Here is a 26950-nt window from a genome sequence, read left to right as displayed (position 1 = left end):
TCGACTGGCGCCGTTTTGATTGAAGAAGTGGACGCATAGCACCGTTGTCACCGCGATGCCATGTCGCCCGTTTCGCTTCAGTAGACATGTTCCTCGATGGGCTGGTTGCCAGCGATCCGTTCGTAGCGGAAGGCCGATAGGTCGACAGAGCGGTACTCGCCATAGGCAATGAGATCACTGACGCCCGACCCGGTTGCCGCCGCATGCATCATGCCGTGGCCGCTGAAGCCGGTGGCCAGGACAAAGTTCGAAATCTCGGGATGCCGGCCGATGATGCCACTGTGGTCGAAGGTGTTGTACTCGTAGAGCCCCGCCCAGGCGCGCAGCATGCGCAATTGTTCGAAGCCGGGTACACGATGGGCCAGCGCCGGCCAGATCAACTCGTCGAACAGGCCGTAGTCCACATCCAGGCCAAAATCGTCCGGGTCGTTCTCGCGCACCGGCGGAATGCCGCACAGGAAGAGCTGACCTTCCGGCCGCAGCCAAAAGCCGCTTGTGTCGAAGACGAAGGGGCAGTTGTCGATCCTTGCCGGTGTTTCGAAGACGAAGACGCAGCGCTTGCTCGGGACAACCGGCAACTCGGCGCCGGCCATCCTGGCAATGCCCGCGCTCCATGGTCCGGCCGCGTTGATCACTGTGCCGGCGGCAAGCCGTTCGCCATTGTCCAGAACCACTTCGCCGACCTTGCCGGGAGACGCCATGCTCAGTCCGGTCACCGTCGCGGCAAGATAGTCCACGCCCTGCGTACGCGCCTTGCGGCGAAATGCCTGCATCAGGCCAGGGCCGTCGAACCAGCCTTCGCTGCCAAGGCCGAGTGAGCCAAGCGCGAGATCGTCCGTGTTGAGCCACGGGAAGCGTTGTGCCAGATCGACCTGCTCGATCAGTTCCGCGTCGACGCCCATGCCGCGCTGAACACGGTTCTTGGCGCGCTGCGCGTCGGCCCGCTCGGGCGTGGCCAGCACGAGATAACCGGGCTCATGCAGGCCGATGTCGGCCAACTCATCGCCAATGGCAAGCCGTGTCTTTACCTGGCGCAGGAAGTCGATGCTGAACTTCGACATGGCGATATTCGGCGCCGTGCCGAACTGCTGTCGTATGGCGCTGGTCGATAAGGAAGACGAGGACGCCGTGTAGTAGGGGTCCCGCTCGATCACCGCGATCCTGCCATCGAAATCCGGATTGGCCGACAGAAAATAGGCGATCGAGCTGCCGACTACGCCTCCGCCGACGATCACCACATCATAGTTTGTGCCCATTCCAATCGTGTTCCCTATCTCGAATTTTATCCGTGGCGACGAAGGATTGGATACTTTCCTCTATCGACCCACCTCCAAAATGAGACATAACCCGGTCTTCGACGCAGAAAAAGGGGTTTGACGCGAAAATCAGAATACATTATCCAATTTGTACCAAATATCAGACATGCCGAGGATTGTTCCGTGGGCCTCATCGCTCCCCGTCTCGACGTCATCAAGCCAAGCCCCAGCATGGCGGTCACCGCGCGGGCAATCGAAATGCGCTCGGCCGGCATCGACGTCATCAGCCTGAGCGCCGGCGAGCCGGATTTTCCGACGCCTCCGCACATCGTCGAGGCGGCCTACGAGGCGATGCGCAGGGGGGAGACGCGCTATACGGCGGTGGATGGCACGGCCGCGCTGAAGAAGGCGGTGGCCGGAAAATTCAGGCGCGAGAACGGTCTCGACTACAAGCCTTCGCAAATCAGCGTCGCGGGTGGCGCAAAGCAGATCATCTACAACGCCCTGCTGGCGACGCTGGCTCCCGGCGACGAGGTGGTTGTCCCCGCGCCCTATTGGGTTTCCTACACCGACATCGTCCTGCTCGGCGAAGGCAAGCCCGTGGTCGTTCCCTGCACGGAGGCGCAGGGCTTCAAACTGACGCCGCAAGCCCTGCGAGCCGCCATTACCGAGCGCACCAAATGGCTGCTGCTCAACACGCCCTCCAATCCCACAGGCGCCGTCTACAGCCGCGACGAACTCGCGGGGCTGGCCGGGGTGCTGCTCGACCACCGCCAAGTCCACGTGCTGACCGATGACATCTACGAGCATATCCTGTTCGACGGGCGCGCGTTCCATACCATCGCCGGCGTCGAGCCACGGCTGAAGGACCGCACGCTGACAGTCAATGGCGTGTCGAAGGCCTATGCCATGACCGGCTGGCGGATCGGCTACGCCGGCGGGCCGGAAGAGTTGATCCGTGCCATGGCGACCGTGCAGAGCCAAAGCACGTCGAACCCGTCATCCATCTCGCAGGCCGCGACCATAGCAGCACTGGAAGGTCCTCAGGACTTTCTTCGCCTGCGGGCGCTCGAATTCCAGGCGCGGCGCGACCGCGCACTGGAGCTGCTGCGCGCGATTCCCGGTCTCACCTGCCAGACGCCCGAGGGCGCCTTCTACCTCTATCCCAATTGCTCGGCCCTGATCGGCCGTCGCCGCCCGGACGGCACTCCTATCGGCAGCGACGACGATTTCTCGCTCTACCTGCTCGATCAGGCACGGGTCGCGGTGGTGCAGGGCTCAGCCTACGGCCTGTCACCGCATTTCCGCATTTCCATAGCCACGTCGATGGACCTGATCGAAAAAGCGATCAGGCGCATCGCCGAGGCCGTCGAAGCGCTGCGATAGGCCGGCGATGGATCTCGACTTCGTCCAGAAGCTGATCGAATTTGTCTCGCGTTCGCCCATTGCCGAACTGGAGATCGAGCGCGACGGCGTTCGCATCCGCATGTCCAGGCAGGCGGCGCCGGCGCAATCCGCGTCGCAGGTGCAGCCTTCGCCGCAGCCAGCCGCAGACACCGCCGTCTCTTCAAATCCAGCTTCGACAACTCCGCCCATCGCGCGGCATTCAATCCGCGCGCCGCTGACAGGCGTGTTTTACCGTTCCGGCACCGAAGGCGAACCGCCGCTCGCTTCGCTTGGCGATGTGGTCGTGGAAGGGCAGACGATCGGCGTCCTAGAAGCCATGAAGACGTTCAACGTCGTGGAATCCGATCGCGCTGGGCGGATCGTGCAGATCGCGTTCGACGACCATGCCGCTGTGCAGTCCGGCGACGTGCTGTTCGTTCTCGAAGATTTGGGCTAGCGGCGATGTTCGATACCGTCCTTATCGCCAATCGTGGTGAAATTGCACTGCGCATCCTGCGCGCCTGCCGCGATCTCGGATTGAAGACGGTGGCGGCGCACTCGGAAGCGGATGCGAGCCTTCGCCATGTCGCGCTGGCGGACAGGGCGATCTGCATCGGACCGGCGGCCGCGACGGAGAGCTATCTCAACATCGCTGAGATCATCACCGCCGCGCAACTTACCGGCGCGGGCGCGATCCATCCGGGCTATGGTTTCCTCTCGGAAAATGCTGCCTTCGCCGAGGCCGTCGAAAACGCCGGCCTCATCTTCGTCGGCCCGTCCGCGGCGGCGATCCGCACCATGGGCGACAAGGTCTCCGCCAAGCGCACGATGATCGCTGCCGGCGTTCCCTGCGTTGCGGGCTCGCAGGGTGCGCTGCCTCAGGACGAGCAGGCAGTGCGCGCCATTGCCGAGGCCATCGGCTACCCGGTCATCGTCAAGGCGGCGGGTGGCGGCGGCGGACGCGGCATGCGCATCGTGCGCGAGGAACGCGCCCTGATGGAAGCCGTTTCGATGGCGGTGAAAGAGGCGGACCGGGCCTTCGGCAACCCGCAAGTCTATCTGGAAAAATTCCTCGAGCACCCGCGCCATATCGAGATCCAGATTCTGGCGGACAAGCACGGTAGGGCGGTCTGGCTCGGCGAGCGGGATTGCTCCATGCAGCGCCGCCACCAGAAGATCATCGAGGAGGCGCCAGCGCCCGGCATCGCCCGCGAGGCGATCGCCGAGATCGGCGAGCTGTGTGCCCGCGCATGCCTGACCATCGGCTATACGGGCGCCGGCACGTTCGAATTCCTCTACGAGGACGGGCGCTTCTCTTTCATCGAGATGAACACCCGCGTGCAGGTGGAGCATCCCGTCACCGAACTCGTCACCGGGATCGATATCGTGCGCGAGCAGATCCGCATCGCCGGGGGCGAACCCCTGTCGTTCAGGCAGGAAGACATCTGCATTCAGGGCCACGCCGTCGAATGCCGCATCAACGCTGAAGATCCATACAGCTTTCGGCCGCATCCGGGCCGGGTCGAGCGCTGGACGCCGCCGGGCGGTCCCGGAATCCGCGTCGAATCACATCTCTACTCCGGCTACATGGTACCGCCGCATTACGATTCGCTGGTGGCCAAGCTGTTGGCGCATGGCGCGACGCGGGCCGAGGCGATCCGGCGCATGAGCGGGGCGCTGGGCGAGATGGAGGCGGTCGGCATCGCCACCAATGCACCGCTGCACGGCCTCCTCATGGAGGAGCCCGGCTTCGCCGCCGGCGGCTTCGATATCCATCATCTTGAACGTCTCATTGAAGGCGGTCTGCTCCGGGGACGAGGCGGTAATGACGGTTGAGGAGATCGAAAGGCTGACCGCCTGGTGCGCAAGTGCCGGCATCGGCGAGATCGAGCTGGCGGAGGCCGGCTTTTCGCTGCGCCTGCTTGTGCAGTCCGTTGTTGCCCCGACACCCGTGGCCGCGACCGAGGCGCCGAAGGCCGAAACGGTCTTCAAGGGTGTGCGCGCGCCCGGCGTCGGCGTGTTCTGTCTCGATCATCCAACGACCGGTCGGTCGGTTGCCGCACCTGGCCAAATGGTCCGCAAGGGCGAGACGGTCGGCGTCCTGCAGGTCGGCCCATGCCTGAAGGCCGTGCTCGCGCCGGCAGACGGCGTGCTGGGCGCGGCGCTGGCCGAGGACGGCGCGGTCGTCGGCTACGGCACGCCGCTCTACGAGCTGGTGTGAAGGCAGAGGCGATGGTTCGAACCACTGAGGAAAGCGCCATGGCGACCAAAGGATTGCAGGTCGACATCAATTCCGACATGGGCGAGGGTTTTGGAGCCTACAGGCTCGGCGACGATGCGGCGATCCTCGACATCGTCAGTTCCGCCAATGTGGCCTGCGGCTTTCATGCCGGCGACCCCGAGATCATGGCGGCCACGTTCTCGATGGCGCGCGAGAAGGGCGTCGCCGTTGGCGCGCATCCGAGCTTCGCCGATCTGTGGGGATTCGGACGCCGCATCATCCCGCATTCCATGGATGAGATCGAAAGGCTGGTCGCCTACCAGATCGGCGCGGCGCAGGCGCTTTCCGCCTATGCCGGCCACCCGATCCGCTATGTGAAGGCACATGGCGCGCTGGGCAACCTTACCCAGACGGACCGAGGCGTCGCCGAAGCCGTGACGCGCGCGGTCAAGGCCGTCGATCCCGGCCTGATCTGCCTGGCCATCGCGCTCGGCTTCCAGGACAGGATCGCGCGCGACGCGGGCCTGACGGTCAGGTCCGAAATCTTCGCCGACCGCGCCTATACGGAGGAAGGCTTTCTTGTCTCGCGCAAGCTGGACGGCGCGGTCATCCACGATGCCGAGAAGGCGGCGGAACGGGTCGTGCGGATGGTCAAGCAAGGCGCCATCGAGACGCTTTCCGGGCAGCTGCTGCGGACGCCGATCGATTCGATCTGCGTCCACAGCGACACGCCGGCGGCCGTCGCCATCGCCGCGCATGTCAGGAGACGGCTGGAAGCGAACGGTGTCAGGGTCCGAGCGTTCGCGGCCTGAGCACGGCCGAACGGTTACGCGGCCGTGCTGGCGGGCACGGCCGCCATCGTTTCAGAACCAGACATCGCTGAGGCGATGTCCGCGTGGATAAGGGTCTGTCGGGTCAAGGCCATACTGGCCGATGCTGGTGATCCAGGCCTGCCCGGCGATGGTGACCACGACGGCGTCGCGCTCGCCGACGCGAGCATTGGCGATCACGCGGGAATCGAAATGGGTCCCGATGATCGACTTGTTGCGGAACAGCTCACCCTTGGCGATCTGCCCTTTCGCAGACATCACTGCCAGCCGCCCGGTGGTGCCGGTGCCGGTCGGCGAGCGGTCGAGCCTGCCATGCAGGCACACCGTGCCGTTGATGCTTTCCACGCGCCCGTCGATGCGCTCGATCGGGCCTTCGAAAATCACGTTGGACACGTCGCGGATCTTCGCGTTCTCCGGATGCACGACCTCGAGCTGCTCGTTGACCGCCTTCTTGATGCGTTGGCCCATCAGCGACATCTGGTGGGCCTCGTCGGGTGTTATGGAAAAGCCGAGTGCGCGAGCGTTGACATGGGCGAAAGTCATGCCGCCATAGGAGGTGTCGACGGTGATCGTGCCGAGCCCTTCAACCTCGACTGGCGTGTCGAGATGGACCGCGAAAGCCGGCACATTGGTGAACTCCACCTGCTTCACCTTGCCGTTCTCGCAGAGGCAGCGCACCTCAATCATGCCGGCCGGTGCTTCCATGCGCAGCAATGTCTCGGGTTCCTTCATCGACACCATGCCGGTCTCCAGCGCCACGGTGGCGACGCAGATGGTGTTGGAGCCCGACATGGGCGGGTATTCGGTGCTTTCGAGGATCACATAGCCGAGGTCGGCCGAGCTATCGCAGGGCGGCAGGATGATGTTGGCGTTGACGTAGGGTGCGCCGCGCGGTTCGAAGAGGACCAGCCCGCGTATGTCATCCATATGCTCTTGCAGATATTCCTTCTTTTCGAACATGGTCTTGCCGGGCACGTCCATGACGCCGCCGGTGATCACATTGCCGACTTCTCCCTCGGCATGGCAGCCGACGACCGTGAATGTTCTAGACCAGCGCATTTCTTCTCCTTCTGAACGATCGGTTCTCAATTCCTGCGGCGATGAGGGGAATGGAGTGCTTTCGCAAAACGCGGATGAGGCGGACGAATGACTTCAAACGCCGTCCAGCCCTTGCTCGAGACAACGGTCGAGCTGTTCGATCTCCTGGGCTGAGAGGCTGATGCCGTCTCTCTCCGAAGCCGCACGAGCAAGGAACCGCCGCTGCGAGGGCAGGCGTGCACCCTGACCTACGATCGCCTCGAACAGGGCTTCAGCACGACCCAGAGGATTTCCGGGACGGCCGGCGGAAAAAGCTTGCGGCGAAAAGGCGATGATCAGCTCTCCATGCGATGGATAAAGCGTCGTGGTGCCAAGCAGATCGAGTGCCTCGGGGCTGGTCAGGTCGCCGATCATAATGCCGGCGAGCAGTTCGATCATCGTGCCGATGGCAGAACCCTTGTGCCCGCCGAAGGAAAGCATGGCGCCTGCCAGGGCAGCTTCCGGATCCGTCGTCGGCCTGCCGTCGACATCGATCGCCCAGCCTTCCGGCAGTTTCTTGCCGGCCCGGCGGTGCAGCTCGATCTCGCCGCGCGCGGCAACCGAGGTCGCGAAGTCGAAAACATAAGGTGGCTGCTCTTCGCGCGGCCAGCCAAAGGCAAAAGGATTGGTGCCAAGCAAGGGTCTGTTGCCACCGGTCGGGGCGACTGTGGCATAGCTCGGGCACATGGCCAGGCCGGCAAGGCCTGCCTGCGTCAGGGCTTCGACCTCCACCCAAAGGGCGGAAAAATGTACCGCATCGTTGATCGCGAGCGCGGCAATGCCGCACGAGCGTGCCCGTTCGACCAGCACGGGCAGACCCAGTTCGAAGGCCGGGTTGGCGAAACCGTGCTTCGCATCCACTTTGACGAGGGCGGGAGCGTCTTGAGGTAACAACTCGGGCACCGCGTTCGGCTCCACCTTTCCGGCCTTGATCGTCCGCAGGGCGCCTTCGATCCGGTAGACACCATGCGATTTGCAGGCGTCGCGTTCCGCCGCGACGATGACCCGTGTGATGGCGCTGGCCTGGATGGGGTTCAGTCCGGCCTTGCGGAAAATTGCATCGACGCGCTCATGCAGGGCATCGATGGTGAGAACGGTGTTGCTCATTTCTGGCCTTCGGGTTTTGGCTGCGCGCAAACGCTGCCTTTAAAAATCCAGACCGCCGGCAAAGGCTCTTAGATCCTGTGCAAGCAAAGCGGGCTGCTCGAGGGCTGCGAAATGACCACCGCGCGGCATCGCTGTCCACCGGCGGATATCCTTGAAGACGCGTTCGACCCAGCTTCTTGGCGGCATCGGCAGCTCTTTGGGAAACAAAGCCACCGCAAGCGGAACGTTGATCGTAGTGCCGGGCGCGAATGCAAGCGGGCGAGCGCGCGTTTCCCAATAGAGCCGCATCGACGAAGCGACGGTCCGGGTGAACCAGTAAAGCGAGATGTTGGCGAGCATGTCGTCGCGCGAAAAAGCGGCGTTACCCAGATCGCCGTCGCAATCGCTCCAGTCGCGGAATTTTTCGATCATCCACGCTGCCAGTCCGACCGGCGAATCCGTCAGCCCGTAGGCAAGCGTTTGCGGACGCGTCGCTTGAATATGAGCATAGGCGCCATGAAGATCCGCCCATCCGGCTTTCCGTTCCAGGAAGGCGCGTTCTTCCGACGTCAAGTCACCGTCCGGGCCTGCATCGTGAGGAGGGGAGAATGAGCCGGGGATGAAATTGAGATGCACCCCGGCGAGACTGTCGGGATGCGCGTGTGCCAGACAGGTCGACACGCCGGCGCCCAGATCCCCGCCCTGGGCGAGATATCGTTTGTAGCCGAGACGGCTCATCAACTCGGCCCACAGGTCGGCAATTGTGAACAGGTTGAGACCAGGCTTGGTCGGCCGGCTCGAAAAGCCATAACCGGGAATCGACGGGGCCACGACATTGAAGGCGTCCTCCTGTCTTCCGCCATGCGAAAGCGGGTCGGTCAGAAGCGGGATCAGCCTGTGAAATTCGAAGACGCTGCCTGGCCAGCCATGTGTGAGTATGACCGTTCTGCCGGTCGCAACAGCGGCGCGCGCATGGATGAAATGGATGGTTTCGCCACCGATTTCCGTCTGGTAGTGCGGATGGATGTTCCAGGCGGCTTCCTGCTTGCGCCAGTCGAAGCCGGAGCGCCAGTGCTGCATAAGTAGCCGCAGTTCTTCGTATTCCGTTCCCTGCGCCCAGCCTATCGCCTGCAATTGGTCCGGCTCGCGCCAGTTCGAGATGCGCTTCTTCAAATCGTCGATTTCAGATTGGGCAATCTCGATCGTGAAGGGGCGAATTTTCATGGGGCCCTCTGCTTGCCGACGATGAGGTTCCGGGCGGCGATAAAGTCGCGACGTCGCTGCCGGTTGGCGCGAAGCGCTTCCGTCGACGCTTCGATCGAGACCGCTGAGAAACGCAGGTGCGCGCCGACCGGCGCTTGCGCCAGCCGCCAGAGGTCGGCTTCGATCACCGTAGCGATCTTCGGATAGCCGCCGCACGTGTTGGCATCGGCAAGCTGGATGATCGGCTGGCCGGACGGCGGCACCTGGACGGTGCCCGGCACGATGCCGTGGGAGAGCAATTCCAGCGGTGAGAGGAGGGAAAGCGTCTCTCCGAAAAGGCGATATCCCATGCGGTTGGCGTCGTTGGTGATGTTCCATTCGCTGCCGGTGAAAGCCGCCTGGGCCTCCGGCGTGAAGGCGTCGAATTCGGCGGCCGGCAGAACCCGCAATTCGATTGCGCAGGCCGCGCCGTCCGCCGCGCCGCGCCGCTCCTCCAGCGCTGCGCCAAACCCGCCCGCAGGAAGGCCGCATTGCGCAGGGTTGAGCGCAAGCCGGTCGCCGCGGGACAGGCCGCGTCCGGCGAGCCCGCCGAAACTGCCTTTCACATCCGTCGAGCGCGATCCCATGACTGGCGGCAGATCGAGCCCGCCGGCGAAGGCGATGTAGGAACGGGCACCGAGGCGCGGCGCTTCGAGGATAAGGGTCTCGCCGGCGCGGATCGCCATGGCCCACCAGGGCGGGCAGGGCCTGTCGCCGACGCTGACGGCGCAATCCGCGCCGGTGATGGCGACGGCGGTGTCGACGTGCACGCGCAGCCGGAACGGATGAAGCGCGACCTCAATCCCGGCGGCCGAGGGATCATTGCCCAGCATGAGATTGGCGATCGCCAACGCCTGCCTGTCCATGGCGCCGCCATGGCTGACCCCCAGCGCCAGATGGCCGGGCCGGCCGAGATCCTGGACGGTGTTCGGCAGGCCGGTGGTGAGGATCTCGATCATGCCTCGATCCCTGCAATTGCGAAGCGGATCGTGTCTCCAGGCCTGAGCAGCACGGGCAATTCCGCTTCGGCCCTGAACAGCGTCACGTCCGTATGGCCGATGATGTGCCATCCGGATGGTGCTGTCATCGGCATGATACCCGCCTGCGCGCCGCCGATGATAACGGCGCCCTCGGCGACTTTGAGGCGAGGCGTGCTGCGCCGTGCCCACGCCAGCCGCGGGTCGAGACCGGACAGATAGGGAAAGCCCGGCATGGCGCCGATGGCAGCGACGGTGTAGGTGGCCGCCGCGTGGCGCCTGACGGTTTCATCGACAGACATGCCGCAATGCGCGGCCCAGCCGGCGAGGTCCTCGCCGCGCGCGCCGCCATAGCTGACGGGAATGGTATGATGCGTGCCGGTCACCGCGTGGGCATTGGTGGCGGCCCAGAGCGACATCAGCTGACCGCTGACGCTGTGGGCGTCCGTAGCGAGCGGGTCAAATACCACCAGCAGGTTGTTCATGCCGGGAACGGTCTCGCGCACCCCCTTGAGGCTCAGCGCGGCATTCGCTACCGCCCAGACCAGTTCCTGGGTGGCATCATTGAAAGCCCCCTGCGCGCCATCAAGCAGCAGCGCGCCTGATCCCGCGAGACTGATGTTGGGCGTACCTGCAACCACGGGCGGTCAGTCCTTCACCGGCACCGTATAGTTCAGGATCAGGCGACCGCCATCCGGATAGATGGTTTGGCCGACAATGTAGGAGGCGTCGTCGCTGGCCAGGAAGGATGCGACGCTGGCGATCTCCGAGGGTTCGCCACAGCGGCCGCTCGGCGTGCGCGACAGGATGGTCTGGCGCTGCGCTTCGCTGGCCATGACGGAACTCTTGACCATGTCGGTCAGGATGGTGCCGGGGCCGATGGCGTTGACGCGGATGTTGTGCGGGATCAATCCGACGGCCATCACCGCCGTCAACTGCTTGATGCCACCCTTGGACACGGCATAGGCGACCGAATTGGGAATGGCCAGAATGGCGTTGATCGACGACATGTTGATGATCGAGCCGCCGCGTCCCTGCGCGATCATGGCTCTTGCCGCGGCCTGCCCGAGAAGGAAGGGCGCCTTGAGATTGACGCGCTGAACCAGGTCGAAGGCCTCCTCGGGGAAGTCGACGAAATCGTCCAGATGGATGATGCCGGCATTGTTGATGAGCACGTCGACACCGCCGAAGCTTTGCATGGCCTTGGCAATGATGCCGTCGGCCATGTCCCTGCTGATTTCGGAAAGGTCGGCGGACAGCCAGACGGCGCGCTCGCCAAGACGTTCGGCATGCTCGCGCCCGCGATCGGCCTGCACGTCGACAAGCACAACCTTGGCGCCATCGGCATGAAAGCGCTCGGCGCAGGCAAGGCCCAGGCCTTGTGCCGCCCCGGTAACGATCACGACTTTTCCTGCGTGCTTCACGACCCAAATCCCTTTTACGATTTTTGACAATTATGGATATGTTATCCAACTTATCTTGAACTTCGACGCCATTGCAAGCCCGGATGAATGGCTGCCGGATGGTTACACTAGGCCGGCATGCAGGGGTTTTGGACAGTCCTGGCTTTTTTCAGAGGACTATCCGCAAGTCGGTTGACACTGCCGAATTAATTGTGATTGGATACTATATTCACAAAAGAGGACCGACAGTGGGAGAACGGGAGATGGCAGATGCACCTCAGGGAAGCGAACTGATAGACGCGTTCCGCGCTCTTGCGACGCCACTGATCAGCGACAATCTCGCTCGTGTCCCCGGAGCTGTCGGTTTGCGGCCATTTCATCGGGTGAGCGGCGTCATGGCGGGGAGGGCGCTGACGGTCAGGACCCGTCCCGGCGACAACCAGTTCATCCATCGTGCGCTCGATCTGTTGCAGCCCGGAGACGTCATCGTCGTCGATGGCGGTGGCTATGAGGGCCGCGCGCTGGTCGGCGAGATCATGACAAGTGTCGCGGCGTCGCGCGGCGCCGCGGGCATTGTCATCGACGGCGCCATCCGCGATGCCGGTGCCATCGGCCGCAGTCCGTTTCCATGCTTCGCGCGGTCGGCCATCCATCTCGGGCCGTACAAGGATGGTCCGGGAGCCATTAATGTTCCCGTCTGCATAGGCGGCATGGTCGTCGGTCCAGGTGACATCGTCGTGGGCGACGAGGATGGCGTCGTGGCATTTCCAATCGACGGTGCCGCGGCCTTGCTGGCCGCCGTCCTGGCGCAGGAAAGCCGCGAGGCCGACATCATGCAGAGCATCCGGGAGAACCGCTACCAGGGGGCGTATGCCCGGGCCTCCGGCGGCAGTCACTGATCTGGCGGGTCAGTCCTTGCCGGTGACAAATCGCGTGGCCGGCTGGCGATCTTGCTCAACATGACCGCTCCGCAGCCAACCGAGGGGCGAAACAATGCATTTCGGGCACGCCGCCCGGATGCGCCAACAGGGGAAAATGGAGAGAATTAATGGTTGTTTCCTTCAAGAGGCTCGCTTGTGCCACCGCCCTTGCCGGGCTGGCTCTGACCACGATGGCCGCGGCTGCCGACATCAAGATCGGCATCGTGGCTCCCATGACTGGCCAACTGGCCAGTGAAGGGCAGGATATGGAGAATGCCGTGAAGATGGCGATCGATGCCGTCAATGCCAAAGGCGGCGTCAACGGCGACAAGATCACCACCACGACCGCCGATGACGCCTGCGATCCGCAGCAGGCGGTGACCGCAGGCAGCAAGCTTGTCTCGGAAGGCGTGACTGCCATCGTTGGCGGCTACTGTTCGGGCGCCGTCTTGCCGACGCTGAAGATCTACGGTGACGCCGGCATCCCATTCGTCATCATCGGAGCGAATTCGACCAAGCTGGTCGCTGCCAATCAGGGCAATGCCTTCCTCGCCAATTCGACCGGCGACATGCAGGCGACGACGGCCGTCGAGCTCTTCAAGAAGCAAGGCTACAAGAAGATTGCGGTCGTGGACGAAGGCGATGCCTATTCGTCCGACCTGGCCAAGCTGACTGCCGAGGCCTTCAAGGGTGCCGGCGGCGAAATTGCCGCCAAGGAGACCACCACAGCCGGCGAGCAGGATTATTCGGCGGTCGTCACCAAGATCAAATCAAGCGGCGCCGACGCTGTCTTCTGGACCGCCTATCATGCCGGTGGCGCATTGCTCACCAAGCAGCTTCGGCAGGCCGGTTTCCAGGGCGGCATTGTGCTGGGCGACGGCAACAATTCGCCGGAATATCTGGAAATCGCCGGTTCGGCCGGTGAGGGCGTGTACCTGTTGTCCCCGCCCACCGTCGACCTCCTGTCCGGCGCGGCCGACTTCAAGGCCAAGTACAAGGAAACCTATGGCCGCGATGCCGGCGCCTATGCGGCGCTCTCCCACGATGTGGGCGACTTGATCGCCGATGCGATCACGCGGGCCAAGTCGGTGGATCAAAAGGCGATCATCGAAGCGCTCAAGGCAAGCGACTTCAAGGGCCTTGCCGGTGAAATCAAGTTTACCGACAAGAACACGCTCCAGACGTCAAATTTCCGCCCGGTGATCGCCAAGGGCGGCAAGTGGGTGGCTGTCGAATAAAGGCGAACCAGATTGACGCCGAGGCAGGCCTTGTGGCGGCCTCGGCGTCACCGCCGATTGTCTGGCGCCGACGCTGCGCCCAGGCAAGACTTTTTCAATTCTGCCCCCGGAGCATCAATGACGCTCGACCTGCTTATTCAGCAACTGGTGAACGGTCTTATCGTCGGCTCGTTCTATGCCCTGATCGCGCTTGGCTACAGCATGGTGTTCGGCGTCATCAAGCTCCTGAATTTCGCTCATGGCGACATCTACATGAACGGCGCCTTCGTTGGCCTCATCGTGTTTTCCTTCGTCGGCATATGGGTTGGCAACGGCTGGCTGGGCGTGGTCTGCGCCCTGCTGGTGTCGATGTTGGTTGTCGGCTTGCTCGGCGTCGTCATCGAACGCTTCGCCTATCGGCCGATGCGCAATGCGCCGCGCCTCTCCATCCTGATCACGGCGCTCGGTGCGTCGATGGTGCTGAACGGTACGGCACTCGCCCTGACGGGCGGGCGGCATTACGCCTTCAACACGGATCTCGGTTTTGCCGGTGTCGACATTTCCACCGTTCACATCACCTACACGCAGATGGTGCTTGTGGCCGCCTCCATCGCTCTTATGGCCGGGATGCAGGCCTTTGTCTCACGCACCATGTACGGCAAGGCGATGCGCGCGGTGTCCATCGACATGGGGGCAAGCCGCCTGATGGGCATCGATGTCGACCGGGTGATCGCATTGACCTTTTTCATGGGTTCGGCGCTCGCCGCCGGCGGCGGGGTCATGGCCGGCGCCTATTATGGCAGTGTCCATTTCTTCATGGGCTTCATCATGGGGCTCAAGGCCTTCACCGCCGCGGTCATAGGCGGGATCGGCAGCGTGCCGGGCGCCATGCTCGGCGGCTTGCTGCTCGGCCTGCTCGAGGCTTTCGGCTCGTCCTTGCCCTTCGTCGGCTCGGAGTGGCGTGACGTCTTCGTGTTCGGGACCTTGATCCTGTTCCTTGTGTTCAAGCCGACCGGCCTTCTTGGTCGCTCGGTGGTGGAGCGGGTGTGATGACCGACGAAGTGAGGACCATGCCGGCCACCGCGCAACCGCGACTGATGCGCTGGTCCGTTGTGCTGCCTGGCCTGGCGGCACTCGCCTGCGCGCTGGTGTTGCCGCAATTCGCCAACGCCTATGTGACTGAGGTGGCGACCACGGCGCTGCTCTATGTCGTTCTGTGCCTCGGGCTCAACATTGTCGTCGGCTATGCGGGTCTGCTCGATCTCGGCTACGCCGCCTTCTTCGCGGTAGGCGCCTATACATCAGGCATCCTGACCGCGGAGTTCGGCTTCAATTTCTGGCTCACCATCCCGGTCGCCATGGCGGCAGCCTGCGTGGCCGGCATCATCATCGGCGCTCCGACCTTGAGGCTGCGCAGCGACTATCTGGCGATCGTGACGCTGGGCTTCGGCGAGATCGTGCGCATCATCGCCCGCAACCTCGACATCACCGGCGGCGCCAGCGGCCTTATCGGCATCGAGCGGCCGGAGATCTTCGGCTTCAAGCTGATGCAGGTGCAGCACTTCTACTATGCGTTCCTGGTGCTCGCGCTGCTCACCGCCTTCGTCTGCCTGAGCGTCGAGCGGTCGCGAATGGGACGAGCCTGGTTCTACGTTCGCTACGATGAGGATGCCGCCGCCGGTATCGGCATCAACCGTGTCACGGCCAAGCTGCAGGCCTACATGATGGGCGCGGTGATCGCTTCCGTGGCCGGATGCCTCTACGCGGCCAAGATGACGGCCATCTCGCCGGAGAGTTTTACCTTCAACCAATCGCTTCTCATCCTGCTTGGCGTCGTGCTGGGTGGCATGGGCCGCATTCCCGGCGTTGTGCTCGGTGCAGTTCTCGTGGCCCTGCTTCCGGAGGTGCTGCGCGGGGCGGGCACCTATCGTCCCCTGGTGACCGCGGTTGCGCTGCTGGCAATCATGCTCTTCAGGCCGAACGGGCTCTGGCCGGACAAGCGAGTTTGACCATGGCGCTGCTGGAAGTCCGCGATCTGCGCCTCAGTTTCGGAGGACTGAAAGTCCTTCACGACATTTCGTTCTCGGTCGAGAAGGGCGCTATCAACAGTCTTATCGGGCCGAACGGGGCCGGCAAGACGTCGCTCTTCAATTGCCTGACCGGATTCTACAAGCCGAAGGGCGGCTCGATCAGTCTGGGCGGCCGGCCAATTACCGGTTTGCCGCCGCATCGCATCACCGCGCTCGGGCTCGCCCGCACCTTTCAGAACATCCGGCTGTTCAAGGAAATGACCGTTCTGGAAAACGCCATGTCCGGCCAGCATTGCCGCAGCCGCCACGGCATTGTGTCGGCGATCCTGCACTTGCCGGCACAGCGGCGCGAGGAGGAGGCGATCCGAGCAGCCGGCATGCGCTGGCTCGATTTCGTCGGCATCCAGCAGCACGCGCATCGCCGCGCCGGCGGTCTCTCCTATGGCGATCAACGGCGGCTTGAACTCGCAAGAGCCCTGGCGTCGGCGCCCGAACTCATCTTGCTGGACGAGCCTGCCGCCGGCCTGAACGAGCGCGAGAAGCTGGACCTTGTGCACCTGATCCGCCGCATTCGCGACGAGACCGGCGTCACCGTCCTGCTGATCGAGCACGACATGGGCCTGGTCATGCAAGTGTCGGAGAAGATCGTGGTGTTCGACTACGGCCAGAAGATCGCCGACGGGCCACCGGAGGCCGTGCGAGCGGACCCCAGGGTCATCGAAGCCTATCTGGGTACGGAGGAATGATGGACGCCGAAATCGTTCTTTCCGCGGACCGCATCGTCGCGCGCTATGACGGCATCGAAGCCCTTCATGGCGTCAGCCTTTCGGTCAAGCGCGGCCAGATCGTCGCCCTGCTTGGCGCGAACGGTGCAGGCAAGAGCACCACGCTGCGCACGCTGTCCGGCCTTGTTGCCGCATCCTCTGGAAGTGTCCGCTTCCTGGGCGAGGACATAACCAGGGTTCCTGCCCATCGCCTGCCGCATCGCGGGCTCGTCCACGTCCCGGAGGGAAGGCGTATCTTCGGCGACATGACGATCAAGGAGAACCTTGACCTCGGCTCGTTTACGCTTGCCGACGATGTCGAGCGCCGCCGGCGGCTGGACCACGTTTTTGAACTCTTCCCCATCCTGGCCCGCAGACAGAATGGCGATGCAAGGAATCTCTCGGGAGGTGAGCAGCAGATGCTGGCGATCGGGAGGGCCCTCATGGCCGCGCCCAAGGTGCTCCTGCTCGATGAGCCTTCCATGGGCCTGGCGCCGCAATTGATCAAGGAAGTCATGAACATCGTGCAACGCCTCAATCGTGAAGGCGTGACCATTCTGCTCGTGGAGCAGAACAGCAAAGTCGCCTTGAAGTTCGCCGACTACGGCTATGTGCTCAAAGCCGGGCGCGTCGTTCTTGAGGGACCAGGCAGCGATCTCGCGAGCAATGAAGCGGTCATCAGCGCCTATCTAGGCGGCGTCGCCGCCTAGATACATGGGCTCGAACCGCTTATGGCTGGGTCGCGGGGCCGTACGAAACAATGCAGGAAATTTGCGAGACCGGTCGCGAGTTGGCTGTCGCGCTATTTGACCGTCATACGGGTTTGTCATCCGGGTGGCCTAGTTCGCAAAACCAGCCGCCCAGATACTTCACCGAGGGTGCCTTCGGATCGGGAACCGGCGTCCTCGCCTCCACCGCTGCGCGGAACGGCTCGGCACTGTCCTGGGGAACAAATCCGATATGGTCTGAGCCGCTGTTGTCGACCATCTTCAGCTTGTTGTCTGAGATGCCGAAGGAGATCGTGTGGCCGACACGCGGCGCGGTAAGAGCTGCCTCGACCAGGCGCACGCAGTCGGCGAAAGAAAGATACGACCACAGCATGCGGCGGTCGGCCGGCTCGGGGAAGGACGAGAAGATGCGCAGGCACGCGGTCTCGATGCCGAACTTGTCCCAGTAGAGCCGACTCAGGCTTTCGACGAAATTCTTCGAGACGCCGTAGAGGCTGTCCGGACGCACCGGCGCGTCGATGCCGATATGAGCTTCGACTTCATGGTAGCCGATGGCATGCACCGAGGAGGCATAGATGACGCGCTTCACACCGTGTTTCCGGGCGCCTTCGTAGATGTGATAGGAGCCACGGATGCTGGAATCCAGGATCGTTTGCCAGGCGCATTCAAGCGGCGCGCCGCCGAAATGCACGATCGCGTCGCAATCCCTGGTGGCTGCGATTGTCGCCTCCATGTCGGCGAGGTCGAAGACCGCCTCTTCTTCGTGCGGGGCAAGGTTGCCGAACGGTTCGCGACCCGCCAGGCGGATGGTTCTTGCCAGCGGCACCAGCCCCTTTCGCAGTTCCGAGCCGAGGCGGCCGGCTGCGCCGGTGATCAGGATGCGTTCGTAATGGGGCATGGTCTACTCCACTTGCGCGACGGCGGCGTTGATCCGCGCGATCGCTTGGGCGAGCACCTCTTCGCTGGTGGCGGTGGAGATGCGGAAATAGGGTGAAAGTCCGTAAGCAGCGCCGGGAACCGAGGCCACGCGGCCCTCGTTCAGGAGATAGGTCGCCACCGCCGTATCGTCCTCCAGCACGACGCCTTTGGGTGTCTTGCGGCCGATCAGGCTGGCGCAGCCGATATAGGCATAGAAGGCGCCTTCCGGCGGTGGAAGCGTCAGGCCGTTGATGCGTCTTATGCCATCGACCACCAGATTCCTGCGCGCCTCGAATGCATTGCGGAAACGAGCCACCTCGTCCTGCGGGCCGTTCAGCGCCGCGACCGTCGCCGCCTGAGCAATGGAGCAGACCGAGGTGACAGACTGGCTCTGGATGGTCGACATCGCCTTGACGAGTGGCGCCGGCCCGGCTGCGTAACCGACGCGCCAGCCGGTCATTGCATAGGCCTTGGCCACGCCGTTGACGATAAGGCTTCGGTCCCGAAGGTCCGGGCAGGCCTTGCCGAAGGAGACGAATTCGCGACCATCGAAGATGATGTGCTCATAGATCTCGTCGGACAGGATGAGCACCTGCGGATGCCTGGCAAGGACAGTACCTAGCGCTCTGAGGTCGTCGGCCGAGTAGACCGCGCCGGATGGATTGCCGGGCATGTTCAGGAAGAGCCATTTGGTTCTGGGCGTGATCGCCTTTTCCAAGAGCTCGGGCGTCAGCCTGAAGCCGCCGCTTTCCCCGCATTCGACCGTGACGGGCGTGCCGCCAAGCAGCTTCACCATCTCAGGATAGGATACGAAATAGGGTGCGGGCAGAATGGCCTCGTCGCCGGGTTCCAGCGTCGCCATCAGCGCGTTGAAGATGATCTGCTTGGCGCCGTTGGCCACGACGATGTCGTCGGCTGTGTAGTCCAGTCCGTTCTCGCGCCTGAACTTCCCGGCCACGGCCTCGCGCACTTCCGGCGAGCCGGCTGCGGCGGTGTAGAGGGTCTGGCCCGCCTTTGCGGCTGCATAGGCCGCTTCGATGATGTGGGCAGGTGTCGGAAAATCAGGTTCGCCAAGGCCAAGGTCGATGACGTCGACGCCTTTGGCCCTCAGCGCCTTGGCCGCCTGCGAGGCCGCCATCGAAGCCGACGGCTTGACCACCGACAGGCGCGAAGCAATGTAGCTCATCGGCTTTTCTCCGAAATATAGCCCCTGGACACGTCCTGTGCCCGCGCCTCCGTACTGCGCTTGGCCGGATCGCCATAGCCGCCACCGCCGGGAAGTTCCAGAACCAGACGACGCCCTTCCGGAACGTGCTGCCAGCCCTTGGGGCGCATCAGCGTGCCATCGTCGAGTCTGACGATGCCGGCAATCCCGTCCTTGCCGCCATTGCGGCCCTTGGCTGGATGTTTGACCCGGTCGAACATGGCGGAGAAATCGAACTCGTGGCCTTCGGTGGCCGCGATTTCGAGGATCTGGCCGAGGCCGCCGCGAAACTCCCCATCGCCGCCGGAATCGGGACGCAGTTCCTTGCGCCAGATGACGATTGGTCCGGTGTGCTCGGTGGCCTCGATCGGCATCGTATGGACACCGGACGGAAAGGCGGTGGCGGAAAGCCCGTCCAGCGTCGGGCGCGCGCCCATGCCGCCGGAATTGAACATCAGCACCTCGGCGCGGCGCCCGTCGCCACCGGCGACCGGCCTGACCGAAATGTGGATGTTCCAGAGTGCTGCCGCGCCTTCGGCCAGGATCTGGCCCGGCAGCGCCTTGGCCAGCGCGCCCAGCACCAGGTCGGGCACCATATGGCCGATGACGTGCCGCAGGGAGACCGGCGCCGGCCGCGGGGCGTTCAGGATGTTGGTGGGCGACGATATGGTGAACAGAGCAAGCGACGCCGCATTGTTCGGGATCTCCGGCGCCACCACGCATTTCAGGGCGTAGCAGGCATAGGCCTTGCTGTAGATGATCGGAACGTTGATGCCCCAGCGGCTTATCGGATCGGTTCCGGAGAAGTCGACATTCAAATGGTCGTCGCCAATCGAGACGGCGGCCACCAGCTTGACCGGCGTGTCGTAGCCGTCGGTCACCAGCTCGTTCGACCAGGTGCCTTTCGGCAGCGCCTTGATGCGCTCCAGCGTCGCGTCATGGGTGCGCGTGAAGATGAACTCTCCCAGCCTGTCCAGCGATGCCAGACCGATCTCCTTCATCATGTCGACCAAGCGGCGGTGGCCGACCTCGTTGCAGGCGGCTAGCGAATAGAAGTCGCCGACAACCTGGTTCGGCTCGCGCACATTGGCGCGCAGGATCTTCACCAGATCGAGGTTCACCTTGCCGCGCTCGGCAAACTTCATGATCGGGATCTGGATGCCTTCCTCGTAGACCGACTTGCCGTCGGCGCCGAAGCCACGTCCGCCAACGTCGACCACATGGGCCGTGCAGGCGAAGAACGCCACCAGTTCGCCGTTCAGGAACGAGGGCGAGACCATGGTGATGTCATGCAGATGGCCGGTGCCTTTCCAGGGATCGTTGGTGACATAGGTGTCGCCTTCGTACATCTCCTCGCGCGGGATTTCGTTCATGAATTGCAGCACGGCCTCGGCCATGGTGTTCACATGCCCGGGCGTGCCGGTCACGGCTTGTGCCAGCATCTCGCCGCGCGGATTGAACACGCCGGCCGACAGGTCGCCCGATTCACGCACCGATGTGGAGAAGGCTGTCCGCAACAGGGTCAGTGCCTGCTCCTCGACCACCGAGATCAGGCGATTCCACATCACCTGCATCCGGATTTCCAAGATGTCGCTCATGCCTGGACGCCTTTGCGGATCAGGAGGATCGAACCGTCGCTCTGCAGCACGGCATCGAAGAGGGTGGTGACGACCGTTGACGTCTCACGCTCGACGATCACCGCCGGGCCGCTGATGCGATCCCCCGGCGAAAGGTCGGCGCGTTCGATGATGGCTGAAACCTGCACTGTTCCGGTCGTCGGATCGAAGACACCGCGCGTCTGCGAAGACTCGACTGTTCTTGTCCCCATGGTGATCTCGTGCCTGGCGGGCGCCGGCCGCACGTCTTGCGCCTTGACCGACCAGGTGACGACCTCGATCTCCAGCCCGTCGAGGCCATCGATGGCGCGGCCGAAGAAGCGCGCGTAGTTGTCCCGGAAGGCGTCCTTGAGGCTCACCTCATCGCCGGGCTTGAACGCTCTGTCGGGTAGCGGCACCGGGATTTCCCAACCCTGGCCGGCATAGCGCATGAAGGCGGTGATCTCGCGGGTGATGGCACTGTTCGTGCCGGCCCGCACGAAGCTCTCGGCGGTCGTCTTCAGCCCGTCGAGCAGCGCATTCACCTCGCATGCGTCGAAGCGAGACAGCCGCATCAGCTTGGAAGCCAGCGCCTCATAGCCGAACGGCGCCTTGAGGAAGCCGATAGCCGAGCCGACGCCGGCGCCTTGCGGAACAAGGCACTGTTCGACGCCAAGTTTTTCGCACAGCCGTGCCGCGTGCAGGGGCGCAGCGCCGCCAAAGGCGATCATGATATTGTCGGAGATGTTCTTGCCGTTCTCCACCGCGTGCACGCGGGCGGCATTGGCCATGTTTTCGTCGACGACCTCGCAGATGCCGAAGGCGGCGGAAACGGAATTGAGCGAAAGCCGGGTGCCGACATCGCGGGTGATCGCCTGTTCGGATGCCTCGGTGTCGAGCCTGATGGCGCCGCCGGCGAAATTGTCGGGATCGAGCTTGCCCAGCACCAGGTCGGCATCGGTGATGGCCGGCCGGCTGCCGCCGCGGCCGTAGCAGGCGGGACCGGGTTCGGACCCGGCACTTTCCGGACCGGTCTGGATGCGCCCCATGGCGTCGACCCAGGCGATCGAGCCGCCGCCGGCGCCGATTTCGATCATCTCGATCACCGGGATCGAGATCGGCATGCCGGAGCCCTTGCAGAAGCGATAGGTGCGGGCGACCTCGAAGGTCCGCGCCGTGCGCGGCGAATAGTCCTCGATCAGGCAGATCTTCGCGGTCGTTCCGCCCATGTCGTAGGAGACGACGGAGTCCAGATCGAAGCGCCGCGCCACGTCGGCCGCGAAGATGGCACCGCCGGCTGGACCGGACTCGACCAGGCGCACCGGAAATTCGGACGCGGTCTCCACCGAGATCAGGCCGCCGCCCGAGTGGATCATGAACACCGGACAGTTCGCCCCCATCTCCTTCAGGCGCACCTGGAGGCGCACCAGATAGTCCGCCATCTGCGGCCGCACATAGGCGTTGGCGCAAACCGTGTTGAAGCGTTCGAACTCGCGCATCTGCGGCGAGACCTCGGCGCTGATGGAGATCGGTATATCCAGCTTTCCGGCGAGGATCTCGCGCGCCCGCCGCTCATGCACGGGGTCCATGTAGGAATGGATGAAGCCAATGGCGACGGCGCCGAAGCCGCCGGCGGCGATGCTGTCGGCGATCTCGTCGAGCGCCGCTTCGTCCAGCGGCTGCAATTCCTGGCCATCCGCGCCGATGCGCCCCTTCACCGTATAGCGATGCTCGCGCGGGATCAGCGGTGGCGGCAGCTTCAGGTTCAAATCATACTGTTCGAACCGGTTTTCCGTGCGCATCTCGATGACATCGCGAAACCCTTCGGTGGTGACCAGCGCCGTCTTGGCGCCGCGCCGCTCGATGAGCGCGTTGGTCGCCAGCGTGGTGCCGTGGATGACGATGTCGAGGTCCGCCAGCGTGATGCCGGCGTCGCGCACGACGATCTCGATGCCGTCGAGGATGGCCTGCTCGGGCGCGGCATAGTTGGTCAGGATCTTGGTCGAGAAGATCGTGCCGCGCACATCGACCACGATATCGGTGAACGTGCCGCCGATATCCGCGCCGAGACGGATGTCATTTGCCGTACTGGTCATGCGTTGGCCTTCTGCGAAGCGAGCGCTGCGTCGCGCATCTGGGAAAGGGTCTGACGCGGCGTGATCGCTTCCGGGGAAATATCCAGCTCCAGGACCGCGCCGGTCGCGGACGCCAGCGCCCTGCCGAAAGCACCGGCGAAATCGCTGGTCGCGCCAACCCGCTCGGCATGGAAGCCATAGGCCCGGGCGATGCCGACGAAATCCGGGTTCTCGATGTTCGTTCCCGACACGCGCGCCGGATAATGCCGCTCCTGATGGGCGCGGATGGTGCCGTAGATGCCGTTGTTCAGGATCAGCACGATGGGCTGCGCGCCGGCCTGCATCGCGGTTCCCAGCTCCTGGCAGTTCATCTGGAAATCGCCGTCGCCGGCAAAGCAGACCACCGTGCGGGAGGGAAAAGCCACCTTGGCCGCGATGGCCGCCGGCAGGCCGTAGCCCATGGCGCCGGATTGCGGGGCGAGCAGCCGTGCCTTCGGCCCGAATTTGAAGAACTTGTTTGGCCAGACGGTGAAATTGCCGGCGCCATTGGTCAGGATCACGTCATCGGGCAGGTTCTCGCGCAGCCAGCGGCTGACTTCGACCATGTCGACCGGGCCCGGCTGGGCCGGAGCCGTGAACGTGCCCTCATAGCTTTGGCGCGCCTGCGACCGCCACGCGGCCCAATCGCCCTTGACCGGCGAGAGCGCCTTGGCGAAGGCGTTCGGCCCGGCATGGATGCCAAGCGAGGGCACGTAGATCTTGCCGATCTCGCGATCCGAACCGTGGGCATGGATCAGCTTCTGCTTCGGCTCGGGCACGGACAAAAGCGTGTAGCCGTCCGTGGTCATCTCGCCAAAGCGCACATTGATCGCCAGGATCAAATCGGCATCGCGGATTAGCTTCTTGACATGCGGGACCATGCCGACGCCCGCCTCGCCGACGAAGACTGGTGAGCCATTGTCGAACTGATCCTGGAAGCGGAACGCCGCGACGACCGGAATGTCGGAGGTTTCGGCGAAAGCCTGGAGCGCGGCATGCCCGTCAGCGGACCAGTTGGCGCCGCCGATCAGGACGACCGGCCTGCGGGAGGCGGCAAGCATGGAGCGGGCCTCGGCCAGCGCATCGGCATCGGCGGCGGCCTCGAACATCCTGGCCGGTCCGCTGAGTGCGGCGACATCGGTCAGCGTCGTCAGCATGTCCTCGGGCAGGGCGATCACCACCGGGCCAGGCCGCCCGGTGAGCGCCGTGGTCCAGGCCCGGGCAACGATTTCCGGCAGGCGCTCGACATCGTCGATCTCTATAGCCCATTTCGCCATCGTGCCGAACACCGCGCGGTAGTCGATCTCCTGGAACGCTTCGCGGCCGCGCATGTCGGTGCCGACCTGGCCGACGAAGACGATCATCGGCGAACTGTCCTGCATCGCCGTGTGCACGCCGATGGACGCATTGGCAACGCCCGGTCCCCGCGTCACGAAGCAGATGCCCGGCGAGCCCGTCAGCTTGCCATAGGCCGAGGCCATGAATGCCGCACCGCCTTCATTGCGGCACAGCACGTAGTCCAGCTTTCCATGAGTGTCGTGCAGTGCGTCCAGCACGGCCAGGTAGCTTTCGCCCGGCACACCGAAACTCTTGGTCGCGCCGAGCGCGATCAGGCACTCGACTAGAAGGCGACCGCCATTGCGGATCATGCTTCGACATCCTTCATTCAGGTGGCAAGCGGACCGAGCCTGCCGTTCGGATTCATACGTGCACGCTGGCGGATCGAGACGAAACCAAGAAATGCCGTCTATTCGAAAGTTTTTCTTTACTGAGAGACGCGCACCAGGACGTCGGGATTCATCGTGCCCAGCGGATCGAAGGCAGCCTTGAGCCACGCCATGAGCTCTCGCTCCACCAGGCCGCGATTGCGGTCGGCCATGACGACCTTTGCCCGGCCAAGCCCATGCTCGGCTGCAAAGCTGCCGCCCATCTCCGTGGCAAGAGATGACAGCGCCTCGGCGAACAGCTCGGCCTTGCCGTCGAAATCGGCACGACCTTCCGGCGGAGACAAATTGTAATGGATGTTTCCGTCGCCGAGGTGCCCGAACGGGTTTATCCGCACGCCGGGAAGAATGCCGCCGCAGATCTTCGCGCCTGTCTCGACGAAACGGGCGATGGCGCCTGGAGGGACGGAGATGTCGTGCTTGAGCTGCTCGCCTTCCAGCCTCTGTCCCTCCGGTTGCTCCTCGCGCAGCCGCCAGAATTGTGCCCGATGCGCACTCGTTGCCGCCAGCGCGCCGTCGCAGACCAGGCCCTGTTCCATGCCCCATTCCAGCGCCGAAGCCAGGATCTCGTCCAGGGGAACACGTAACGACCCCGACGCCAGTTCGACCAGCAGATAGACGTCGTCCCGTGTCTCCAGTTGGTAGTCAAGGTCGGGCACGTGCTTGAGCGCCAGTTGCAGGCCGAAATCGGAGAAGAACTCGAGGCCAGTCAGGAATTCCCCGGCCTCGCCGCGCAGGAAAGCGCCGAACGAAACGGCGGCGGCAAAGCCGGGCAGGACCAGAAGGGCGCTCGCCTGCTGCCGAGGCTTGGGGTACAGCCGCAGGATCGCGCGCGTCACGATCCCGAGCGTGCCTTCCGCGCCACAGAACAGCTTGCGCAACTGATAGCCGGCATTGTCCTTCTGCACCGCGCGCAGTCCGTCCCAAACCCTGCCATCAGGCGTCACGACTTCGAGACCCAGAACGAGATCCTGCATCATGCCGTAACGGAAAGCCTGGCTGCCGCCGGCATTGGTGCCAATCAGGCCGCCGATCCTGGCGCTGCCTTCCGCGCCGAGATGCATTGGAAACATCAGGCCGTCCGGTTCCAGCGCCTCGTGCAGCGCGGCCAGCACGACGCCGGCTTCGACGACGATCGATCCGCTGTCCAGATCCGGATTGCCGATCGCCGTCATGCGCGAAAGCGAGACGATCACCGCATTCGACTGCTGGGCGACGGCGGCGCCGCAAAGCCCTGTGTTTCCGCCTTGCGGGACCACTGCCAGTCCGGCCTCTCGGCATAGCTTGACGACACTGGCAACCTCAGACGTATCCGCAGGCCTGGCAACGCCCAGAGGCGCGACGCCGTAGCGATTGAGCCAATCGCGCTGGTAAGGCTCGGCGTCGCTGCCCGAAAGCCAGCCTTTCGGCCCGAGAATTTCGTGCAACGCGGTGGCGGGATCAATCATGGAGATGCCTGAGGGCGTGCGGCGTGACGCATTCGGATCGTGCTTCCAATCAATGGCCCAGCACCTGCGACAGGAATTGTCGGGTGCGCTCGTTGCGGGAAGAGGTGAAGAACTCGCCCGGAGGCGCTTCTTCGAGGATCTCGCCGCCGTCCATGAATAGCACCCGGTCCGCCACGCGGCGCGCAAAGCCCATCTCATGGGTCACACAGATCATCGTCATGCCTTCCGAAGCAAGCGTGACCATGACGTCAAGCACTTCGGAGACCATTTCGGGATCGAGCGCCGAGGTCGGCTCGTCGAACAGCATAATCTGCGGCTGCATGCAAAGAGCACGCGCAATCGCGACCCGCTGCTGTTGGCCGCCGGACAATTGGCTGGGATATTTCAGGGCCTGCTCGGGAATGCGCACCTTTTCCAGATAGCGCCGGGCGGTCGCCTCGGCTTGCGCCCGCGGCTGTTTGCGCACGATCATCGGAGAGATCATGCAGTTCTCCAGCACCGTCATGTGTGGGAACAGGTTGAAGTGCTGGAACACCATGCCGACTTCGCGCCTGATCTCATCGATGTTGCCGACGTCGTCGTTAAGCTCGGTGCCGAGCACGACGATGCGGCCGCCATTGTGCTGTTCGAGGCGGTTGATGCAGCGGATCATGGTCGACTTGCCGGAGCCGGAGGGTCCGCAGACGACGATTTTTTCGCCCCGCTTTACGGAAAGGTTTATCCCGCGCAGCGCGTGGAACGTGCCGTAGTATTTGTCGAGGTTTTCGATGCGGAGCGCCGGCTCACCGGTCGAATTGGTCGAGATCACCT

The 26950-nt window shown here is 63.8% G+C and carries 25 protein-coding genes; 11 read left to right on the top strand and 14 right to left on the bottom strand.

The window, feature by feature from the left end; genetic code table 11:
* Positions 1–77: 77 nt before the first annotated feature.
* A complete protein-coding gene (locus tag EJ076_RS27795) occupies positions 78–1256 on the bottom strand; it encodes an FAD-binding oxidoreductase (protein ID WP_126070022.1) in 1179 nt (392 codons plus the stop codon).
* Between the two features lie 183 nt (positions 1257–1439).
* On the opposite strand from EJ076_RS27795, the gene EJ076_RS27790 reads away from it, so the two are divergent.
* From EJ076_RS27790 to EJ076_RS27770, 5 genes are read left to right on the top strand one after another with little or no spacing between them, the layout of a single operon-like run.
* Positions 1440–2642, top strand: a complete 1203-nt coding sequence (locus tag EJ076_RS27790) for a pyridoxal phosphate-dependent aminotransferase (RefSeq protein ID WP_126070021.1) — start codon at positions 1440–1442, stop codon at positions 2640–2642.
* Between the two features lie 7 nt (positions 2643–2649).
* On the top strand, positions 2650–3099 hold the full coding sequence (locus EJ076_RS27785) for a biotin/lipoyl-containing protein (RefSeq protein WP_126070020.1): 450 nt from the start codon (positions 2650–2652) through the stop codon (positions 3097–3099).
* Between the two features lie 5 nt (positions 3100–3104).
* Entirely contained in the window at positions 3105–4478 is a 1374-nt protein-coding gene (gene accC, locus EJ076_RS27780) for an acetyl-CoA carboxylase biotin carboxylase subunit (RefSeq protein WP_126070019.1), read from the top strand.
* Positions 4468–4863, top strand: coding sequence for a biotin attachment protein (locus tag EJ076_RS27775; protein WP_126070018.1), 396 nt, complete (start codon positions 4468–4470; stop codon positions 4861–4863). The genes accC and EJ076_RS27775 overlap by 11 nt, the downstream gene beginning before the upstream one ends.
* Positions 4864–4901: 38 nt before the next feature.
* A complete protein-coding gene (locus EJ076_RS27770; protein ID WP_126070017.1) occupies positions 4902–5675 on the top strand; it encodes a 5-oxoprolinase subunit PxpA in 774 nt (257 codons plus the stop codon).
* A 51-nt stretch (positions 5676–5726) separates the two neighbouring features.
* Here the strand turns inward: EJ076_RS27770 and EJ076_RS27765 are convergent, their stop codons facing one another.
* The 6 genes from EJ076_RS27765 to EJ076_RS27740 form a co-directional block, all read right to left on the bottom strand.
* Positions 5727–6752: a proline racemase family protein gene (locus EJ076_RS27765; protein ID WP_126070016.1), complete on the bottom strand. Its 1026-nt coding sequence runs from the start codon at positions 6750–6752 to the stop codon at positions 5727–5729.
* 93 nt (positions 6753–6845) lie between these two features.
* Complete coding sequence (locus tag EJ076_RS27760) at positions 6846–7877, bottom strand: Ldh family oxidoreductase (protein WP_109660135.1); 1032 nt, start codon at positions 7875–7877, stop codon at positions 6846–6848.
* Between the two features lie 39 nt (positions 7878–7916).
* Complete coding sequence (locus tag EJ076_RS27755; RefSeq protein WP_126070015.1) at positions 7917–9080, bottom strand: epoxide hydrolase family protein; 1164 nt, start codon at positions 9078–9080, stop codon at positions 7917–7919.
* On the bottom strand, positions 9077–10057 hold the full coding sequence (locus EJ076_RS27750; protein ID WP_126070014.1) for a biotin-dependent carboxyltransferase family protein: 981 nt from the start codon (positions 10055–10057) through the stop codon (positions 9077–9079). Before EJ076_RS27750 ends, EJ076_RS27755 begins: the two co-directional genes overlap by 4 nt.
* Positions 10054–10716: a 5-oxoprolinase subunit PxpB gene (gene pxpB, locus EJ076_RS27745; RefSeq protein ID WP_126070013.1), complete on the bottom strand. Its 663-nt coding sequence runs from the start codon at positions 10714–10716 to the stop codon at positions 10054–10056. Before pxpB ends, EJ076_RS27750 begins: the two co-directional genes overlap by 4 nt.
* A gap of 6 nt (positions 10717–10722) precedes the next feature.
* Positions 10723–11499 carry an SDR family oxidoreductase gene (locus EJ076_RS27740; protein ID WP_164548750.1) on the bottom strand — a complete coding sequence of 259 codons (777 nt, stop codon included), beginning with the start codon at positions 11497–11499 and terminating at the stop codon, positions 10723–10725.
* A 242-nt stretch (positions 11500–11741) separates the two neighbouring features.
* Between EJ076_RS27740 and EJ076_RS27735 the strand changes: the two genes are divergently transcribed.
* The 6 genes from EJ076_RS27735 (at position 11742) to EJ076_RS27710 (ending at position 17119) form a co-directional block, all read left to right on the top strand.
* On the top strand, positions 11742–12377 hold the full coding sequence (locus EJ076_RS27735; RefSeq protein ID WP_109660144.1) for an RraA family protein: 636 nt from the start codon (positions 11742–11744) through the stop codon (positions 12375–12377).
* A 149-nt stretch (positions 12378–12526) separates the two neighbouring features.
* Entirely contained in the window at positions 12527–13636 is a 1110-nt protein-coding gene (locus tag EJ076_RS27730) for a branched-chain amino acid ABC transporter substrate-binding protein (protein WP_126070012.1), read from the top strand.
* A 117-nt stretch (positions 13637–13753) separates the two neighbouring features.
* Positions 13754–14665 (top strand): branched-chain amino acid ABC transporter permease, encoded by a 912-nt coding sequence (locus EJ076_RS27725; RefSeq protein ID WP_109660147.1) that lies wholly within the window; start codon positions 13754–13756, stop codon positions 14663–14665.
* Positions 14665–15624 carry a branched-chain amino acid ABC transporter permease gene (locus tag EJ076_RS27720; protein ID WP_245462898.1) on the top strand — a complete coding sequence of 320 codons (960 nt, stop codon included), beginning with the start codon at positions 14665–14667 and terminating at the stop codon, positions 15622–15624. The genes EJ076_RS27725 and EJ076_RS27720 overlap by 1 nt, the downstream gene beginning before the upstream one ends.
* Before the next feature lie 2 nt (positions 15625–15626).
* On the top strand, positions 15627–16391 hold the full coding sequence (locus tag EJ076_RS27715; protein WP_126070011.1) for an ABC transporter ATP-binding protein: 765 nt from the start codon (positions 15627–15629) through the stop codon (positions 16389–16391).
* On the top strand, positions 16391–17119 hold the full coding sequence (locus tag EJ076_RS27710) for an ABC transporter ATP-binding protein (protein WP_126070010.1): 729 nt from the start codon (positions 16391–16393) through the stop codon (positions 17117–17119). Before EJ076_RS27715 ends, EJ076_RS27710 begins: the two co-directional genes overlap by 1 nt.
* Positions 17120–17222: 103 nt before the next feature.
* Here the strand turns inward: EJ076_RS27710 and EJ076_RS27705 are convergent, their stop codons facing one another.
* The 7 genes from EJ076_RS27705 to EJ076_RS27675 form a co-directional block, all read right to left on the bottom strand.
* Positions 17223–18035: an NAD(P)-dependent oxidoreductase gene (locus EJ076_RS27705; RefSeq protein WP_126070009.1), complete on the bottom strand. Its 813-nt coding sequence runs from the start codon at positions 18033–18035 to the stop codon at positions 17223–17225.
* A gap of 3 nt (positions 18036–18038) precedes the next feature.
* Positions 18039–19241, bottom strand: coding sequence for a pyridoxal phosphate-dependent aminotransferase (locus tag EJ076_RS27700; RefSeq protein ID WP_126070008.1), 1203 nt, complete (start codon positions 19239–19241; stop codon positions 18039–18041).
* Positions 19238–20857 carry a hydantoinase B/oxoprolinase family protein gene (locus tag EJ076_RS27695; protein WP_126070007.1) on the bottom strand — a complete coding sequence of 540 codons (1620 nt, stop codon included), beginning with the start codon at positions 20855–20857 and terminating at the stop codon, positions 19238–19240. The genes EJ076_RS27700 and EJ076_RS27695 overlap by 4 nt, the downstream gene beginning before the upstream one ends.
* Complete coding sequence (locus EJ076_RS27690) at positions 20854–22950, bottom strand: hydantoinase/oxoprolinase family protein (protein WP_126070006.1); 2097 nt, start codon at positions 22948–22950, stop codon at positions 20854–20856. The genes EJ076_RS27695 and EJ076_RS27690 overlap by 4 nt, the downstream gene beginning before the upstream one ends.
* The gene (locus EJ076_RS27685; protein WP_126070005.1) at positions 22947–24617 is read right to left on the bottom strand and encodes a thiamine pyrophosphate-binding protein; all 1671 of its coding nucleotides are present in this window, start codon (positions 24615–24617) and stop codon (positions 22947–22949) included. The genes EJ076_RS27690 and EJ076_RS27685 overlap by 4 nt, the downstream gene beginning before the upstream one ends.
* 116 nt (positions 24618–24733) lie before the next feature.
* On the bottom strand, positions 24734–26140 hold the full coding sequence (locus EJ076_RS27680; protein ID WP_126070004.1) for an FAD-binding oxidoreductase: 1407 nt from the start codon (positions 26138–26140) through the stop codon (positions 24734–24736).
* Between the two features lie 49 nt (positions 26141–26189).
* Positions 26190–26948, bottom strand: coding sequence for an amino acid ABC transporter ATP-binding protein (locus tag EJ076_RS27675; RefSeq protein WP_126070003.1), 759 nt, complete (start codon positions 26946–26948; stop codon positions 26190–26192).
* Positions 26949–26950 lie beyond the last annotated feature (2 nt).

This window comes from Mesorhizobium sp. M7D.F.Ca.US.005.01.1.1 (assembly GCF_003952545.1).
In the GTDB taxonomy this organism is placed as follows: Bacteria; Pseudomonadota; Alphaproteobacteria; order Rhizobiales; family Rhizobiaceae; genus Mesorhizobium; species Mesorhizobium loti.
The sequence above is the reverse complement of the archived record's forward strand: the minus strand, read 5'-3'. Positions and strand labels throughout refer to the sequence as shown.

Coding starts and splice junctions, on each gene's coding strand:
- EJ076_RS27795 (WP_126070022.1), bottom strand. CDS start 1,256: ATGGGCACAAACTATGATGTGGTGATCGTCGGCGGAGGCGTAGTCGGC.
- EJ076_RS27785 (WP_126070020.1), top strand. CDS start 2,650: ATGGATCTCGACTTCGTCCAGAAGCTGATCGAATTTGTCTCGCGTTCG.
- accC (WP_126070019.1), top strand. CDS start 3,105: ATGTTCGATACCGTCCTTATCGCCAATCGTGGTGAAATTGCACTGCGC.
- EJ076_RS27775 (WP_126070018.1), top strand. CDS start 4,468: ATGACGGTTGAGGAGATCGAAAGGCTGACCGCCTGGTGCGCAAGTGCC.
- EJ076_RS27770 (WP_126070017.1), top strand. CDS start 4,902: ATGGCGACCAAAGGATTGCAGGTCGACATCAATTCCGACATGGGCGAG.
- EJ076_RS27765 (WP_126070016.1), bottom strand. CDS start 6,752: ATGCGCTGGTCTAGAACATTCACGGTCGTCGGCTGCCATGCCGAGGGA.
- EJ076_RS27760 (WP_109660135.1), bottom strand. CDS start 7,877: ATGAGCAACACCGTTCTCACCATCGATGCCCTGCATGAGCGCGTCGAT.
- EJ076_RS27755 (WP_126070015.1), bottom strand. CDS start 9,080: ATGAAAATTCGCCCCTTCACGATCGAGATTGCCCAATCTGAAATCGAC.
- EJ076_RS27750 (WP_126070014.1), bottom strand. CDS start 10,057: ATGATCGAGATCCTCACCACCGGCCTGCCGAACACCGTCCAGGATCTC.
- EJ076_RS27735 (WP_109660144.1), top strand. CDS start 11,742: ATGGCAGATGCACCTCAGGGAAGCGAACTGATAGACGCGTTCCGCGCT.
- EJ076_RS27730 (WP_126070012.1), top strand. CDS start 12,527: ATGGTTGTTTCCTTCAAGAGGCTCGCTTGTGCCACCGCCCTTGCCGGG.
- EJ076_RS27725 (WP_109660147.1), top strand. CDS start 13,754: ATGACGCTCGACCTGCTTATTCAGCAACTGGTGAACGGTCTTATCGTC.
- EJ076_RS27720 (WP_245462898.1), top strand. CDS start 14,665: ATGACCGACGAAGTGAGGACCATGCCGGCCACCGCGCAACCGCGACTG.
- EJ076_RS27715 (WP_126070011.1), top strand. CDS start 15,627: ATGGCGCTGCTGGAAGTCCGCGATCTGCGCCTCAGTTTCGGAGGACTG.
- EJ076_RS27710 (WP_126070010.1), top strand. CDS start 16,391: ATGGACGCCGAAATCGTTCTTTCCGCGGACCGCATCGTCGCGCGCTAT.
- EJ076_RS27705 (WP_126070009.1), bottom strand. CDS start 18,035: ATGCCCCATTACGAACGCATCCTGATCACCGGCGCAGCCGGCCGCCTC.
- EJ076_RS27700 (WP_126070008.1), bottom strand. CDS start 19,241: ATGAGCTACATTGCTTCGCGCCTGTCGGTGGTCAAGCCGTCGGCTTCG.
- EJ076_RS27695 (WP_126070007.1), bottom strand. CDS start 20,857: ATGAGCGACATCTTGGAAATCCGGATGCAGGTGATGTGGAATCGCCTG.
- EJ076_RS27690 (WP_126070006.1), bottom strand. CDS start 22,950: ATGACCAGTACGGCAAATGACATCCGTCTCGGCGCGGATATCGGCGGC.
- EJ076_RS27685 (WP_126070005.1), bottom strand. CDS start 24,617: ATGATCCGCAATGGCGGTCGCCTTCTAGTCGAGTGCCTGATCGCGCTC.
- EJ076_RS27680 (WP_126070004.1), bottom strand. CDS start 26,140: ATGATTGATCCCGCCACCGCGTTGCACGAAATTCTCGGGCCGAAAGGC.